The sequence below is a fragment of the Acidovorax sp. GW821-FHT10E03 genome (assembly GCF_059415205.1).
Genome location: NZ_JBWKMU010000004.1, coordinates 379461 through 394025 on the forward strand (window position 1 = coordinate 379461; position 14565 = coordinate 394025).

Here is a 14565-nt window from a genome sequence, read left to right on the forward strand (position 1 = left end):
ACAGGAAGGCAAGACCATGGACTCCAACAGCAACATCGTTCTCAACGTCAACGGCATCGAGGTCATCTACAACCACGTGATCCTCGTGCTCAAGGGCGTCTCGCTGCAGGTGCGCGAAGGCAGCATCGTGGCCATCCTGGGGGGCAACGGGGCGGGCAAGACAACCACGCTGCGCGCCATCTCCAATTTGCTCAAGGGCGAGCGCGGCGAGGTCACCAAGGGCAGCATCGAGCTGCGTGGCGAGCGCATCGAGAACCTCTCGCCCGCCGACCTGGTGCAGCGCGGCGTGGTGCAGGTGATGGAGGGGCGCCACTGCTTCGCCCACCTGACGATCGAAGAGAACCTGATGACGGGCAGCTACACCCGTACCAGCAAGGCCGAGATCGCGGCCAACCTGGAGAAGGTCTACAACTACTTTCCGCGCCTGAAGACGCGCCGCACCTCGCAGGCGGCGTACACGTCGGGCGGCGAGCAGCAGATGTGCGCCATCGGCCGCGCGCTCATGGCCAACCCCAGCATGGTGCTGCTCGACGAGCCCTCCATGGGCCTGGCACCGCAGATCGTGGAAGAGGTGTTCAACATCGTCAAGGACCTGAACACCAAGGAAAAGGTCACCTTCCTGCTGGCCGAGCAGAACACCAACATGGCGCTCAAGTACTCGGACTACGGCTACATCATGGAAAGCGGCCGCGTGGTGATGGACGGCGCCGCCAGCGACCTGGCCAGCAACGAGGACGTCAAGGAGTTCTACCTGGGCGTGGGCGGTGGCGAGCGCAAGAGCTTCAAGGATGTGAAGAGCTACAAGCGGCGCAAGCGCTGGCTGGCTTGACGTGCCCCCTGAGGCGCTGGCGCGCCTTCCCCCTCAGGGGGACGCACCCGGTGGCCTGGCGAAGCCAGTTCCACGGGTGCGCTGGCGGGAGCAGCGCACTTTCTGAGACCACGGATGAATCCACTCCCAAATTCATAGCTGATTGCGATTGATGGACAAGCGCTAGAGGCCAATTTCACTTCAAACCACTTCACAAGGAACACCAGGCATGAGCACGTTCTATGACGCCCTGGAAACCCGCAGCCCCGCAGAGCGCGAAGCGGCCCTGATGGCCGCGCTGCCGCGGCAGATCGCCCATGCCCAGAAGGCATCGCCCGCGTTTGCCGGCATCCTGGCGGGCGTGGATGCCGCCGCCGTCACCAGCCGCGCTGCGCTGGCGCAGCTGCCCGTCACGCGCAAGTACGAGCTGCTGGAGCGCCAGCAGGCGGGCCGCGCCGCCAACGTGTTCGGCGGGTTCAGCGCGCTGGGCTTTGGCCCCGGCATGACCCGCGTATTCGCCAGCCCCGGCACCATCTACGAGCCCGAGGGCACGCGCCGCGACTACTGGCGCATGGCGCGGGCCATCCATGCCGTGGGTTTTCGCAGCGGCGAGCTGATCCACAACAGCTTCAGCTACCACTTCGTGCCCGCGGGCTCGATGATGGAAACCGGCGCCCATGCGCTGGGCTGCACCGTGTTTCCGGGCGGCACGGGGCAGACCGAGCAGCAGGTGCAGGCCATGGCCGAACTGCGGCCAGCGGGCTACATCGGCACCCCCAGCTTCCTCAAGATCATTGTCGAGAAGGCCGCGGAAATGGGCATCGCGCTGCCCAGCGTGACCAAGGCGCTGGTCTCGGGCGAGGCGTTCCCCCCCTCGCTGCGCGACTGGTTCGCCGAGCGCGGCATCAGCGGCTACCAGTGCTACGCCACGGCCGACCTGGGGCTGATCGCCTACGAGACCAGCGCGCGCGAGGGCCTGGTGCTCGATGAAGGCGTGATCGTGGAGATCGTGCGCCCCGGCACCGGCGACCCCGTGCCCGAGGGCGAGGTGGGCGAGCTGGTCGTCACCACGCTCAACCCCGACTACCCGCTGATCCGCTTTGGCACCGGCGACCTGTCGGCCGTGCTGCCCGGCGACTGCCCCACGGGCCGGACCAACACCCGCATCAAGGGCTGGATGGGCCGCGCCGACCAGACCACCAAGGTGCGCGGCATGTTCGTGCACCCCGGCCAGGTGGCCACCATCGCGCGGCGCTTTCCGCAGGTGCTGCGCGCGCGGCTGGTGGTCAGCGGCGAGATGGCCAACGACCAGATGGTGCTGCAGGTGGAGACCAGCGAAACCGCCGAGGGCCTAGCGCGCCAGCTGGGCGACGCCATCCGCGAGGTGACCAAGCTGCGCGGCGATGTGCAGATGGTGGCCCCGGGCACCCTGCCCAACGACGGCAAGGTGATCGAGGACACGCGGAGTTACAAGTAGCCCCCTGCGTCGCCTTCGGCGCCTTCCCCCGAGGGGCCGGCCCCCTCGCTGCGGGGCGGCCCTTGCTCGACGCCTCCCGCCTGGCCTGCGCCGGTATCGAGCGCAGAGGACTGAAGCGGTGCGGTGCAAGCATGCAGGCAGACAGACAGACAGGCACCCGGTCACTGGACCACCGGCAGTTTGCGGCAACGCAAGAAATGCCCACTTGGCACGGCGGGTCACCGCAGTGTTTACCCTAATCAATACTCCTTTTTTTATAGCATTTAGCGCTTTATTGACGGGCGCCGCAGGCCTTTTTCACTTAAAGCCCCTGCCCCGGGCGGGCTACGTAATATCCGCAATGTTCCCGTAAACCCCCCTCGCTATCATGGCCCGTCATTCACAGGAGAGACCATGAAAAAGATGCTGAAACTCGCACTGATCGCTGCCGCCGCAGCCACCGCTTTCGGCGCCAGCGCCCAGGAGTTCCCCGCCAAGGACAAGACGATCACGATCGTGGTCCCCTACGCCGCGGGCGGCCCCACCGACCGCGTGGCGCGCGACCTGGCCGAAGCCATCCGCAAGCCCCTGGGCGGCATCAGCGTGGTGGTGGACAACTCCGCCGGCGCGGGCAGCACCATCGGCTCCGCCAAGGTGGCGCGGGCCGCACCCGATGGCTACACCCTGCTGCTGAACCACGTGAGCATGGCCACCATGCCCACCATGTACCGCAAGCTGGCCTTCAACGTGGCCAATGACTTCGAGTACCTGGGCATCATCAACGACGTGCCCATGACGCTCATCGCGCGTCCCTCGATGCCCGCGAACAACTACAAGGAACTGGCTGGCTGGCTGCAGCAGAACAAGGGCAAGATCAACCTGGGCAATGCAGGCCAGGGCTCGGCCTCGCACCTGTGCGGCCTGATCTTCCAGAGCGCCGTGCAGGTCGACATGACGGCTGTGCCCTACAAGGGCACCGCGCCCGCCATCACCGACCTGATCGGCGGCCAGATCGACCTGCTGTGCGACCAGACGACCAACACCACCTCGCAGATCGAGGCCAAGAAGGTCAAGGCCTACGCCGTGACCACCTCCAAGCGCCTGACGACGCCCGCCCTCAAGGACCTGCCCACGCTGGCCGAATCCGGCGTGAAGGACTTCAACGTGACCATCTGGCACGGCCTGTACGCGCCCAAGGGCACGCCCGCACCGGTGCTGACCAAGATCAACGAAGCCCTCAAGGTGGCCCTGAAGGACCCTGAGTTCATCAAGAAGCAGGAAGGCCTGGGCGCCGTGGTGGCCACCGACAAGCGCGTCGAACCCGCCGAGCACAAGAAGTTCGTGCTGTCCGAAACCGAGAAATTCGGCGCCGCCATCAAGGCTGCGGGCTCCTACGCGGACTGATCGGCACCTGCGCCCCCAGCCCGCGACCCTGCGGGCTGCGGTGCTCAGGATTGCTTGAAGGATTGAAGGAAGCCGGCAAGCCACCACGCCCCCCGGGCCTGGTGGCTTTTTCCTGCCCGCGCCGCCACGGGCCGCCGCACGCCGCCGCGCTCCGGGTAATCCATGTGAACCCCGGCATGCCGGCCCGCGTAAAAAGGGGACCATCGTGGCATTCTCTTGCCGGCAGATCCTCCCTCACAACGAAAGCCCGCCCATGGCGCAACATCGACAAGCCCACCACCACCACCTTGCGCGCAGCACCTCCCAGCCCCGCGCCCCGGCGCGCAGCCGCCGCGAGGCCCTGGCGTTCGCATTCACCCTGAGCGCGCTGGGCGCCATGGCCATCGCGGCGGCCGCCACCCTGCTCGCGCCAGGCTCCGCCCACGCCCAGGCCACGCCCGCCGCGGGCGGTTGGCCCACCAAGCCCGTGCGCATCGTCGTGCCCTTCGCGCCCGGCGGCACCACCGACATCCTGGCCCGCGCGATGGCCCCCGAACTCTCGCGCGCGTTCGGCCAGCAGTTCATCGTGGACAACCGCGCGGGCGCGGGCGGCAACGTGGGCGCCGAGATCGTGGCGAAATCCCCCGGCGACGGCTACACCCTGCTCATGGGCACCGTGGGCACGCACGGCATCAACCGCGCGCTGTACGCCAAGCTGCCGTACGACCCCATCAAGGACTTCGTGCCCATCACCCTGGTGGCCGCCGTGCCCAACGTGATGGTGATGAATGCCGACAAGGCCAAGGCCCAGGGCATCCACAACGTGCAGGACTTCATCCGCGTGGCCAAGGCCAGCCCCGGCAAGATGAACATGGCCTCCAGCGGCAACGGCACGTCCATCCACCTGGCGGGCGAGCTGTTCAAGAGCATGACGGGCACCTTCATGCTGCACCTGCCCTACCGCGGATCGGGCCCGGCCCTCATGGACATGGTGGCGGGCAATGCGGACGTGATGTTCGACAACCTGCCCTCGTCCATGGCGCAGATCAAGGCGGGCAAGCTCACGGCGCTGGCCGTGACAAGCTCGGAGCGCTCCAGCGCGCTGCCCGACGTGCCCACGGTGGAGCAGGCGGGCGGCCCCGCGCTCAAGGGCTACGAGGCCAGTTCCTGGTTCGGCCTGCTGGCTCCCGCGGGCACGCCCCCCGACATCGTCCACCGCATCCAGCAGGAAGTCGCTAGGTCGCTGGCCACGCCCGCGATGAAGGAACGGCTCGTGGCGCAGGGCGCGATCCCGGGCGGCAACACGCCGGCGGACTTCGCCAGGCACATCGACAGCGAGCACAAGAAGTGGGCGCAGGTGGTGAAGACCTCGGGAGCGAAGGTCGACTGACCGACCACGCCGGCGGCAGGCCCCCGGCGCAGCCGCCTGTCGGTCAAGTCACGGTGGCGCCGAGGGGGGCGCGGCCAGCAAGCGCTTCTCGCCCTGGGCGAACGAAGCCCGCTGGATCCGCCCCTGGGCCACCTCGTAGACGCAGAGCATCTCCAGGGTGCCCAGCCCCTCCGGGAAATTGCGCGTGATCAGTTCGAGGTCCACCACCACGCCGCCCATCACCGTGCGCGACAGCAGCCGCGCATGCAGGTCGGGCTCGGCAAAACGCGCCAGAAAGCGCGGCCGCATTTCAGCATGCCCGTGCGCGAGCCGTTCTCCATGGAGCACATGCTGCTGCGCATCGGCGGCGTAGGTGGCCAGCAGGGCCTCGATGTCCCTGGCGTTGTAGGCATCGAGTTGCGCCTGCACGACGGCCAGCGGCGAAGGGTCGTGGATCATGATGGATGGTGAAACAAGGAAAGCGCAGGAGGGCATGGCACCCGGCCCGCACAGGGGCCCGGCAGGGCGGACAGCGGGAGCCCGCTCTGGCGCGCAGCCACTCCCGCGCGGCCACGCCGCCATTCATGCGGTGCTACACGCCCCAGACCACGTCCACGTCCGCCGCCGCGCTGCGCTTGAGCATCTCGATGAACGGCGCCACCCGCTGGCGCAGGCGCACCGTGTCGGCGCGCTCCTCGGCCACGGCATCGTCGCTGGCGTCCTCGGGCGGGGGCAGCGTTTCCTCCGCCGCCACGGCGGCCTCGAGCGCCGCGATGGCGCCCGGGATCTGCGCCGCCGTCACGATGCCGCTCGCACCGGGTGTCTTGCCCATGATGGTCACGATCTGCCGCCCTTGCGGCTCCAGCATGATCAGATCGGCGGCAGCGCGGGACTTGAATTTGTAGAGCATGGTGAAACGTATTCCTCGGTAGGGCTTGAAGCGGCCGGCAAACCCGGCACGGCGATGGTGGACAGGCGTTTGCGGGCCGCTCAGGTTCAGCGGTTGTACATGTAGTCGCGCGTGAACGGATAGTCCGATTGTGCTCCGGCCAGGGCCCCGGCCGCCATCTGGCCGTCGGGCTTCGTGGCCAGCATCTGGTGCAGCGCCATCCAGCCGCGCTCGAACCCCAGCGCGCTGCCCGCCAGGTACAGGCGGTAGGCACGCAGCACCTTGTCGCCCTGCTCGGCGCCGGACTGCGCGGCCAGCACCTCGCGCGCCGCGGGCAGACGGGCCTCCAGCCCGTCGGACCACGCCCACAGGGTGCGCGCGTAGTGGGGGCGCAGGTTCTCGGTGTCCACCATTTCCAGGCCCGCCCGGGCCATGTCGTGCAGCACGGCGCTCACGTGGATCAGCTCCCCCCCGGGGAAGATGTACTGCTCGATGAAGTCGCCCATGCCCGCGCCGAGCTGCGCGTTGTCCACCGCGCCCGCCGTGATGCCGTGGTTCATCAGCAGGCCCCCCGGGCGCAGCAGCCGGGCCACGGTGGCAAAGTAGCGTTCCATCTGCGCGCGGCCCACATGCTCGAACATGCCCACGGACGCCACCTTGTCGAAGGGCCGGTCCGCCTGCAGCTCGCGGTAGTCGCACAGCTGCATCCGCACACGGCCCTGCAGCCCCCGCGCCTCGATGAGCTGCTGCACATGCGCGTGCTGGTTGCGCGACAGCGTGATGCCCGTGGCATCCACGCCGTAGTGCTCCGCGGCCCACAGCAGCAGGCCGCCCCAGCCGGCGCCGATGTCCAGGAACCGCTCGCCGGGCGCCAGGCGCAGCTTGCGGCAGATGTGGTCCAGCTTGGCCTCCTGGGCCTGGGCCAGCGACATGCCCGCATCCCGGAAATAGGCGCACGAATAGACGCGCCGCGGGTCGAGCCAGAGCGCGTAGAAGTCGTCCGAGAGGTCATAGTGGAACTGCACCTGGCGGGCATCGCGGGCCACCGTGTGCGCCGCCATGGACCGTGCCCGCGCCAGCACCCGGCGCCACCAGCCGCTGTGCTGCTCGCGGGCCGGGTCGCGGGTGAGCAGGCCCGCCGCGGCGGCCATCAGGTCGCGCATGCCGCCCTCCAGCGCCACGCGGCCCTCGACGATGGCCGCGCCCACGTTGCCGATCTCGCCCATCGCCAGGGCCACCAGCGCCATGCGGTCGCGAAACCGCAGCGTGACGGCGGGCTCGGACGCGCCCAGCTGCTGCCCGGCGGGCAGCTGGACGGCCATGGGCACTGGCAACGCAGCCAGCCGCCCCTCCAGGGTGTGCAGCAAGTGCTTCATGCCGCCTATTTTTGAATGGGTGCTGCACTGCGTCAACACCTCCCCCGCAAGCCCCCGCCGGGAAGGCCCCATTGACAGTATTTTGTTTAGGCCTAAACTATTTTCACATGAACATCCTCTGCATTGGCGGCGGGCCCGCAGGCCTCTATTTCGCACTGCTCATGAAGCAGCAAAACCCTGTCCACCGGGTCACGGTGGTCGAGCGCAACCGGCCGTTCGACACCTTTGGCTGGGGCGTGGTGCTGTCGGACCAGACGCTCGAGAACCTGCGCGCGGCCGACGGACCGACGGCCGCGCTGATCGGCGATGCGTTCAACCACTGGGACGACATCGAGGTGTTCTTCAAGGGCCGCAGCGTGCGCTCCTCGGGCCACGGCTTTTGCGGCATCGGGCGCAAGCGGCTGCTCAACATCCTGCAGGACCGCTGCCTCGCGGTCGGCGTGGAGCTGGTGTTCGAGACCGACGTGGCCGACGACCAGGCGCTGGCCGCCCAGTACCAGGCCGACCTGGTGATCGCCAGCGACGGCCTCAACAGCCGCATCCGCACCCGCTACGCCGCCACCTACCAGCCCGACATCGACCTGCGCCAGTGCCGCTTCGTCTGGCTGGGCACTCACAAAAAACTCGATGCTTTTACGTTTGCTTTCGAGCAGACCGAGCACGGCTGGTTCCAGGCGCACGCCTACCAGTTCGACGCCGACACCTCCACCTTCATCATCGAGACACCCGAGGCCGTGTGGAAGGCGCACGGTCTCGACCAGATGGAGCAGCCCGAGGCGATTGCATTCTGCGAGAAGCTGTTTGCCAAATACCTGGACGGCAACGCGCTCATCAGCAATGCCACGCACCTGCGCGGCTCGGCCAACTGGATCCGCTTCCCGCGCGTGATCTGCAACACCTGGGTGCACCGCGAGACCATCAGCGGCAAGCGCGTGCCCATCGTGCTGATGGGCGACGCGGCGCACACCGCGCATTTCTCCATCGGCAGCGGCACCAAGCTCGCGCTGGAAGACGCGATTGACCTGGCGAACGAATTTTCGACGGGCCTGCCTATCGATGAGGTGCTCACCCACTACGAGGCGCGCCGCAGCGTCGAGGTGCTCAAGATCCAGAACGCCGCGCGCAACTCCACCGAGTGGTTCGAGAACGTGGGCCGCTACACCGGCATGGAGGTGGAGCAGTTCGCGTATTCGCTGCTCACGCGCAGCCAGCGCATCAGCCACGAGAACCTGCGACTGCGCGATGCCGCATGGCTGGAGGGCTACGAGGCGTGGTTGGCAGGCGGCAAAGCTGCTATTCCCCCCATGCTCACACCGCTCACGCTCAACGGCCTCACGCTCAAGAACCGCATCGTCGTCTCGCCCATGGCCACCTACAGCGCGGTCGATGGCGTGCCGCAGGACTTCCACCTGGTGCACCTGGGCGCGCGCGCACTCGGCGGCGCGGCGCTGGTGATGGTGGAGATGACCAGCCCCACGCCCGAGGGCCGCATCACCCCCGCCTGCACCGGGCTGTGGAACGACGCGCAGCAGGCCGCGTTCACGCGCATCGTGCACTTCGTGCACGGCAGCAGCACCGCCAAGATCGGCCTGCAGCTGGGCCACAGCGGCCCCAAGGGCTCCACGCGCGTGGGCTGGGAGGGCACGGACGAGCCGCTGCCCCACGGCAACTGGCCGCTGCTGGCGGCCAGCGCGCTGGCCTACGGCGAGCAGAACCAGGCGCCCGCCGCCATGACCCGCGCCGACATGGACCGGATGACCGCCGCCTTCGTGGACAGCGCCCGCCGCGCCGTGGCCTGCGGCTTCGACTGGCTGGAGCTGCACTGCGCACACGGCTACCTGCTGGCCAGCTTCATCAGCCCCATCACCAACCAGCGCACGGATGAGTACGGCGGTAGCCTGCAGGGCCGCTGCCGCTACCCGCTCGAAGTGTTCGCCGCCGTGCGCGCCGTGTGGCCGGCCGACAAACCCATGAGCGTGCGCATCTCGGCCCACGACTGGGCGCCGGGCGGCACCACGCCGGACGACGCGGTGGAGATCGCGCGCCTGTTCCAGGCGGCCGGCGCCGACCTGATCGACGTGTCGTCCGGCCAGACCACACGCGCCGCCAGGCCGGTGTACGGCCGCATGTACCAGACCCCGTTCGCCGACCGCATCCGCAACGAGGTGGGCATCGCCACCATGGCCGTGGGCGCGATCACCGAGGCCGACCACGCCAACAGCATCATTGCCGCAGGCCGTGCGGACCTGTGCGCCATTGCCCGCCCGCACCTGGCCGACCCGGCCTGGACGCTGCACGCGGCCGCGCAGCTGAGCCCCGTGGCCGCCGCGCACACCGACTGGCCCGTGCAGTACGCCAGCGGCCGCGACCAGATGCTGCGCGAGATTTCCAAGCAAAAACAGCTTGCAGCGCTTGCCAATCAAGCGCAGGCAGCTACCAAAAGCAGAGCACCCGAGGAAGAAGGCTAGCCATGGACCTTGAAGCCCGCCTGCACGACGCCGCCCCCAGCGAGCACCCCGAGGCCCTGCGCCTGTGGCTGCGCATGCTCACCTGCACCCAGCTCATCGAAAAACAGGTGCGCAGCCACCTGCGCGCGCAGTTCGACACCACGCTGCCGCGCTTTGACCTGATGGCGCAGCTGGAACGCGCGCCCGAGGGCATGAAGATGAAGGACCTCTCGCGCCGCATGATGGTGACCAGCGGCAACATCACCGGCATCACCGACCAGCTCGTGGCCGAAGGGCTGGTGGAGCGCATGGACGTGGAAGGCGACCGCCGCGCGTACCTCGTGCGCCTCACGCCGCAGGGCCGCCAGCAGTTCATCGACATGGCGCGCCAGCACGAGCAATGGATCGTGGAGGCCTTCGCCACGCTGGGCGAGCGCGACATCAGCACCCTGCACCGCCTGCTGGGCAAGGTCAAGGAACACACCCAGAACAACTCTTTGGAGACCACGGAATGAAGCATTTCATCGGCGCGAGCAACCCCATGCGCGAGCAGTTCAACCCCCAGGCCAGCTACGTGGCCGAGCATTTCGCGTGGAGCTTCGATGCTGGCGTGGGCACTGTCACGCTCAACCGGCCGGACCGCAAGAACCCGCTCACCTTCCAGAGCTATTCGGAGCTGCGCGATTTTTTCTACGCGCTGCGGTTTGCCACCGACGTGAAGGCCATCGTCGTCACCGGCGCGGGCGGCAACTTTTGCTCGGGCGGCGACGTGCACGAGATCATCGGCCCGCTCACCACCATGACCATGCCCGAGCTGCTGGAGTTCACGCGCATGACGGGCGACCTGGTCAAGGCCCTGCGCGCCTGCCCGCAGCCCGTGCTGGGCGCCATCGACGGCATCTGCGCCGGTGCGGGCGCGATGATGGCGCTGGCCTGCGACATGCGCTACGGCACCGAGGCCACGAAGACCGCTTTTTTGTTCACCCGCGTGGGCCTGGCCGGTGCCGACATGGGCGCCTGCGCGCTGCTGCCCCGCATGATCGGCCAGGGCCGCGCCAGCGAGCTGCTGTTCACCGGCCGCGCGATGACGGCGCACGAGGGCCTGGCCTGGGGCTTCTTCAACGACCTGTATGAAAGCGCCGACCTGCTGGCCAACGTGCAGGCCACCGCGCGCACGCTGGCGGGCGGCCCCACCTTCGCCCATGGCATGACCAAGACCATGCTCAGCCAGGAGTGGAGCATGACCATCGAGCAGGCCATCGAGGCCGAGGCGCAGGCCCAGGCCATCTGCATGCAGACCGAAGATTTCCGACGCGCCTACGAGGCGTTTGCCGCCAGGCAGAAACCTGTGTTCCAGGGAGATTGAGCCCATGCACGTCGCCACCCCCCCGGCCCCCCGCCCGCCCTCGACGGCGCACCTGGCCCTGCCCTTCTTCGACGACGCCCACCGCGCGCTGGCCGAGGGCCTGGTGCCCTGGGCCGCCGCCCAGCAGGTCGATGAGACCGACGACCGCGCCGCCTGCCGCGACTGGGTGCGGCGCCTGGGCGCGGACGGCTGGCTGCGCTACTGCGTGCCCGCCGCACAGGGCGGCGCGCTGCCCGCGCTCGACTCGCGCGCGCTGGTGCTGCTGCGCGAGACGCTGGCCTACCACTCGCCGCTGGCGGACTTTGCGTTCGCCATGCAGGGCCTGGGCAGCGGCGCCATCACCCTGGCCGGCAGCCCGGCGCAGCAGGCGCACTACCTGCAGGGCGTGGCGCGCGGCGAGCTGATCGCGGCGTTCGCGCTCAGCGAGCCCGAGGCAGGGTCCGACGTGGGCGCTATGCAAACAGTAGCCACCAGCGCTTATCCATCAAGTGCTAGCGGCCAAAAAGACTCATATTCCCTCACCGGCACCAAGACCTGGATCAGCAACGGCGGCATTGCAGACTTCTACTGCGTGTTCGCCAAGACCGACCCGGCGGGCGGCACGCGCGGCATCAGCGCCTTCATCGTGGACGCCGACACGCCCGGGCTCGACGCCTCGCGCCACATCCACGTGATGGCGCCGCACCCGCTGGCCACGCTGCAGTTCGACAACTGCACCGTGCCCGCCACTGCCCTGCTCGGCGAACTGCACGGCGGCTTCAAGCTGGCCATGCGCACGCTCGACATCTTTCGCGCGTCAGTGGCCGCCGCCGCGCTGGGCATGGCGCGCCGCGCGCTGGCCGAGGCCGTGCACCACGCGCGCCAGCGCCGCATGTTCGGCCAGACGCTGGCGGACTTCCAGCTCACGCAGGCCAGGATCGGCGAGATGGCCGCGCTGGTGGACGGCGCCGCGCTGCTCACCTACCGCGCGGCCTGGCTGCGCGACGAGGGCGAAAAGCGCGGTGGCACCCGCGTCACTGCCGAAGCCGCGATGGCAAAAATGACCGCCACCGAAAACGCCCAGCGCGTGATCGACATGGCGCTGCAACTGCACGGCGGGCGCGGCGTGGAAGTGGGCAGCAAGGTCGAGTCGCTGTACCGCGACATCCGCTCGCTGCGCATCTACGAAGGCGCCACCGAAGTGCAGCAACTCATCATCGGCAAGGCCGTCCTGCAGGAGTGATCCCATGAAAGCCGCATCCGCCCAGCCCGACCATTTCGTGCACGACCGCCTGCCCCCGCCCGGGGCCCGGCCCACACTGCGCTACGACCTGCCGGAGCAGCAGATCCCCGAGCAGGTCAATCTCGTGCACGCCCTGTTCGATCAGGCCGAGCGCGCGGGCCACATCGACCGGCCCCTGCTGCGCGGCCCGCACCGCACGTACACCTACCGCGACGCCTGGACCGAGGCCGCGCGCATCGCCGAGGTGCTCACGCAGGACCACGGCCTCGTGCCCGGCAACCGCGTGCTGCTGCGCGGCGGCAACACGGTGGAGATGGCGCTGGCCTGGCTGGGCACCGTCTACGCCGGGCTGGTGGCGGTGGCCACCATGCCGCTGCTGCGCGCGGGCGAACTGGCCAGCATCATCGAGCGCGCCCAGCCCACGCTGGCGCTGTGCGACGGCCGCCTGCTGGCCGAGCTGCAGGCGGCGCAGGCGCAGCACCCGGTGCTCGCCACCATCGTGCCCTTCCACACCGCGCCCGACGCGGCCGACCTCATCCAGCGCGCCCAGGACAAACCGGGCACCACACCGCACTGCCCCACGGCGGCGGACGACATCGCGCTCATGGCCTTCACCTCCGGCACCACGGGCGCGCCCAAGGCCGCCGTGCACACCCACCGCGATGTGCTGGCCGCCTGCGAGGCCTGGCCGCGCCACGTGCTGCGCGCCACGCCCGACGACATCGTGGCCGGATCGCCGCCGCTAGCCTTCACCTTCGGCCTGGGCGGCCTGCTCGTGTTCCCGATGTGGGCGGGGGCCAGCGTGTACTTCCCGGACCAGCCCTACACGCCCCAGACCATGGTGACGCTGATGCGCGACGCGGGCGTCACCATCTGCTACACCGCGCCCACCTTCTACCGGCAGATGGCGCCGTTCGCCCAACAGATCGGCCTGCCCCAGCTGCGCATCTGCGTGAGCGCCGGCGAGGGCCTGCCCGACGCCACGCGCCAGCTGTGGAAGGGCGCCACCGGCATCGACATGACGGACGGCATCGGCGCCACCGAGATGTTCCACATCTTTGTATCGTCGGCGGGCGGCGAAACGCGCCCCGGCGCCATTGGCAAGGTCGTGCCCGGCTACACCGCCAAGGTGGTGGACGACGATGGCCATGAGGTGCCACGGGGCACCGTGGGCAAGCTCGCCGTCATCGGCCCCACGGGCTGCAAGTACCTCGACGACCCGCGCCAGGCCAAGTACGTGAAGGATGGCTGGAACTATCCCGGCGACGCGTTCACGCAGGACGCCGACGGCTACTTCTTCTACCAGGCGCGCGACGACGACATGATCATCACCGCCGGCTACAACGTGGGCGGCCCCGAGGTGGAAGACGCCCTGCTGCGCCACCCCGCCGTGGCCGAGTGCGGCGTGATCGGCGTGCCCGACGAGGAGCGCGGCATGGTGGTCAAGGCCATCTGCGTGCTCAAACCCGGCCACACGGGCGACGCGGCCATGGTCAAGACGCTGCAGGACCATGTGAAAGCGACCATCGCCCCGTTCAAGTACCCGCGCGTGGTGGAGTTCGTCACGGCCCTGCCCCGCACCGAGACCGGCAAGCTGCAGCGCTTCAAGCTGCGCCAGGGCGCCGTCGCCGCCACGACCACCACACCCTCCTCGACCAAGACACCATGAAGAACACCCTTTTGCAACCCGAAGGCTGGGTGACCCCCAAGGGCTACGCCAACGGCGTGGCCGCGCGCGGCACGATGGTCTTCACCGGCGGCCAGATCGGCTGGAATGCGCAGCAGCAGTTCGAGAGCGATGATTTCATCGACCAGACCCGGCAGACGCTGCTGAACGTGCGTGCGGTGCTGGAGGCCGGCGGCGCGGGGCCCGAGCACCTGGTGCGGCTGACCTGGTACGTGGTGGACCGCACGGAATACAACGCGCGGCTGAAGGAGCTGGGCGCGGTGTACCGCGAGGTGCTGGGGAAAAATTTTCCGGCGATGGCGTGTGTGCAGGTGGCGGGTTTGATGGAGGAGCGGGCGAAGGTGGAGATCGAGGCGACGGCGGTGGTGCCGGATGCCGGGTGAGCGATATCTTTGCAACGGGATTGGAAGGCAAATCATCGGTTTGCGCCTGTCCTTCAATCGCTGTTAGCTATTGTTCTTATAGTTCACGCCGTGCCTGAGTGAAGGGCGGAGGCCGGGATGTCGCCCCGGCGGGCGAGGTACTTGTTCTTTGCTTCGCCAAAGAAAAGTACCCAAAAGAA

13 protein-coding genes are annotated in these 14565 nt (G+C 68.7%); 10 read left to right on the forward strand and 3 right to left on the reverse strand.

Annotation, left to right across the window (positions count from 1 at the left end):
* Nucleotides 1–16 precede the first annotated feature (16 nt).
* The 4 genes from AC07OD_RS09765 to AC07OD_RS09780 all read left to right on the forward strand — a co-directional run bounded on the left by AC07OD_RS09765 (nucleotide 17) and on the right by AC07OD_RS09780 (nucleotide 5037).
* A complete protein-coding gene (locus tag AC07OD_RS09765) occupies nucleotides 17–829 on the forward strand; it encodes an ABC transporter ATP-binding protein (protein WP_218297236.1) in 813 nt (270 codons plus the stop codon).
* A 208-nt stretch (nucleotides 830–1037) separates the two neighbouring features.
* Nucleotides 1038–2285: a phenylacetate--CoA ligase family protein gene (locus AC07OD_RS09770; RefSeq protein ID WP_494596360.1), complete on the forward strand. Its 1248-nt coding sequence runs from the start codon at nucleotides 1038–1040 to the stop codon at nucleotides 2283–2285.
* A gap of 393 nt (nucleotides 2286–2678) precedes the next feature.
* Entirely contained in the window at nucleotides 2679–3668 is a 990-nt protein-coding gene (locus AC07OD_RS09775; RefSeq protein WP_218297238.1) for a tripartite tricarboxylate transporter substrate-binding protein, read from the forward strand.
* Between the two features lie 376 nt (nucleotides 3669–4044).
* Nucleotides 4045–5037 (forward strand): Bug family tripartite tricarboxylate transporter substrate binding protein, encoded by a 993-nt coding sequence (locus AC07OD_RS09780; RefSeq protein ID WP_218297390.1) that lies wholly within the window; start codon nucleotides 4045–4047, stop codon nucleotides 5035–5037.
* 48 nt (nucleotides 5038–5085) lie between these two features.
* On the opposite strand, the gene AC07OD_RS09785 is transcribed toward AC07OD_RS09780, so the two are convergent.
* The 3 genes from AC07OD_RS09785 to AC07OD_RS09795 form a co-directional block, all read right to left on the reverse strand.
* Nucleotides 5086–5475 carry a nuclear transport factor 2 family protein gene (locus tag AC07OD_RS09785; RefSeq protein WP_369641275.1) on the reverse strand — a complete coding sequence of 130 codons (390 nt, stop codon included), beginning with the start codon at nucleotides 5473–5475 and terminating at the stop codon, nucleotides 5086–5088.
* Between the two features lie 133 nt (nucleotides 5476–5608).
* A complete protein-coding gene (locus AC07OD_RS09790; protein ID WP_218297239.1) occupies nucleotides 5609–5926 on the reverse strand; it encodes a DUF1840 domain-containing protein in 318 nt (105 codons plus the stop codon).
* 86 nt (nucleotides 5927–6012) lie between these two features.
* A complete protein-coding gene (locus AC07OD_RS09795; RefSeq protein ID WP_218297240.1) occupies nucleotides 6013–7281 on the reverse strand; it encodes a class I SAM-dependent methyltransferase in 1269 nt (422 codons plus the stop codon).
* 107 nt (nucleotides 7282–7388) lie between these two features.
* On the opposite strand from AC07OD_RS09795, the gene AC07OD_RS09800 reads away from it, so the two are divergent.
* From AC07OD_RS09800 to AC07OD_RS09825, 6 genes are read left to right on the forward strand one after another with little or no spacing between them, the layout of a single operon-like run.
* On the forward strand, nucleotides 7389–9749 hold the full coding sequence (locus AC07OD_RS09800; protein WP_494596363.1) for a bifunctional salicylyl-CoA 5-hydroxylase/oxidoreductase: 2361 nt from the start codon (nucleotides 7389–7391) through the stop codon (nucleotides 9747–9749).
* A 2-nt stretch (nucleotides 9750–9751) separates the two neighbouring features.
* Nucleotides 9752–10243 (forward strand): MarR family winged helix-turn-helix transcriptional regulator, encoded by a 492-nt coding sequence (locus tag AC07OD_RS09805; protein WP_218297242.1) that lies wholly within the window; start codon nucleotides 9752–9754, stop codon nucleotides 10241–10243.
* Nucleotides 10240–11094, forward strand: a complete 855-nt coding sequence (locus AC07OD_RS09810) for an enoyl-CoA hydratase family protein (RefSeq protein WP_492246289.1) — start codon at nucleotides 10240–10242, stop codon at nucleotides 11092–11094. Before AC07OD_RS09805 ends, AC07OD_RS09810 begins: the two co-directional genes overlap by 4 nt.
* Before the next feature lie 4 nt (nucleotides 11095–11098).
* Entirely contained in the window at nucleotides 11099–12316 is a 1218-nt protein-coding gene (locus AC07OD_RS09815) for an acyl-CoA dehydrogenase family protein (RefSeq protein ID WP_494596366.1), read from the forward strand.
* A gap of 4 nt (nucleotides 12317–12320) precedes the next feature.
* Nucleotides 12321–13985, forward strand: a complete 1665-nt coding sequence (locus AC07OD_RS09820; protein WP_494596368.1) for an AMP-binding protein — start codon at nucleotides 12321–12323, stop codon at nucleotides 13983–13985.
* The gene (locus AC07OD_RS09825; RefSeq protein WP_492246287.1) at nucleotides 13982–14386 is read left to right on the forward strand and encodes a RidA family protein; all 405 of its coding nucleotides are present in this window, start codon (nucleotides 13982–13984) and stop codon (nucleotides 14384–14386) included. Before AC07OD_RS09820 ends, AC07OD_RS09825 begins: the two co-directional genes overlap by 4 nt.
* Nucleotides 14387–14565 lie beyond the last annotated feature (179 nt).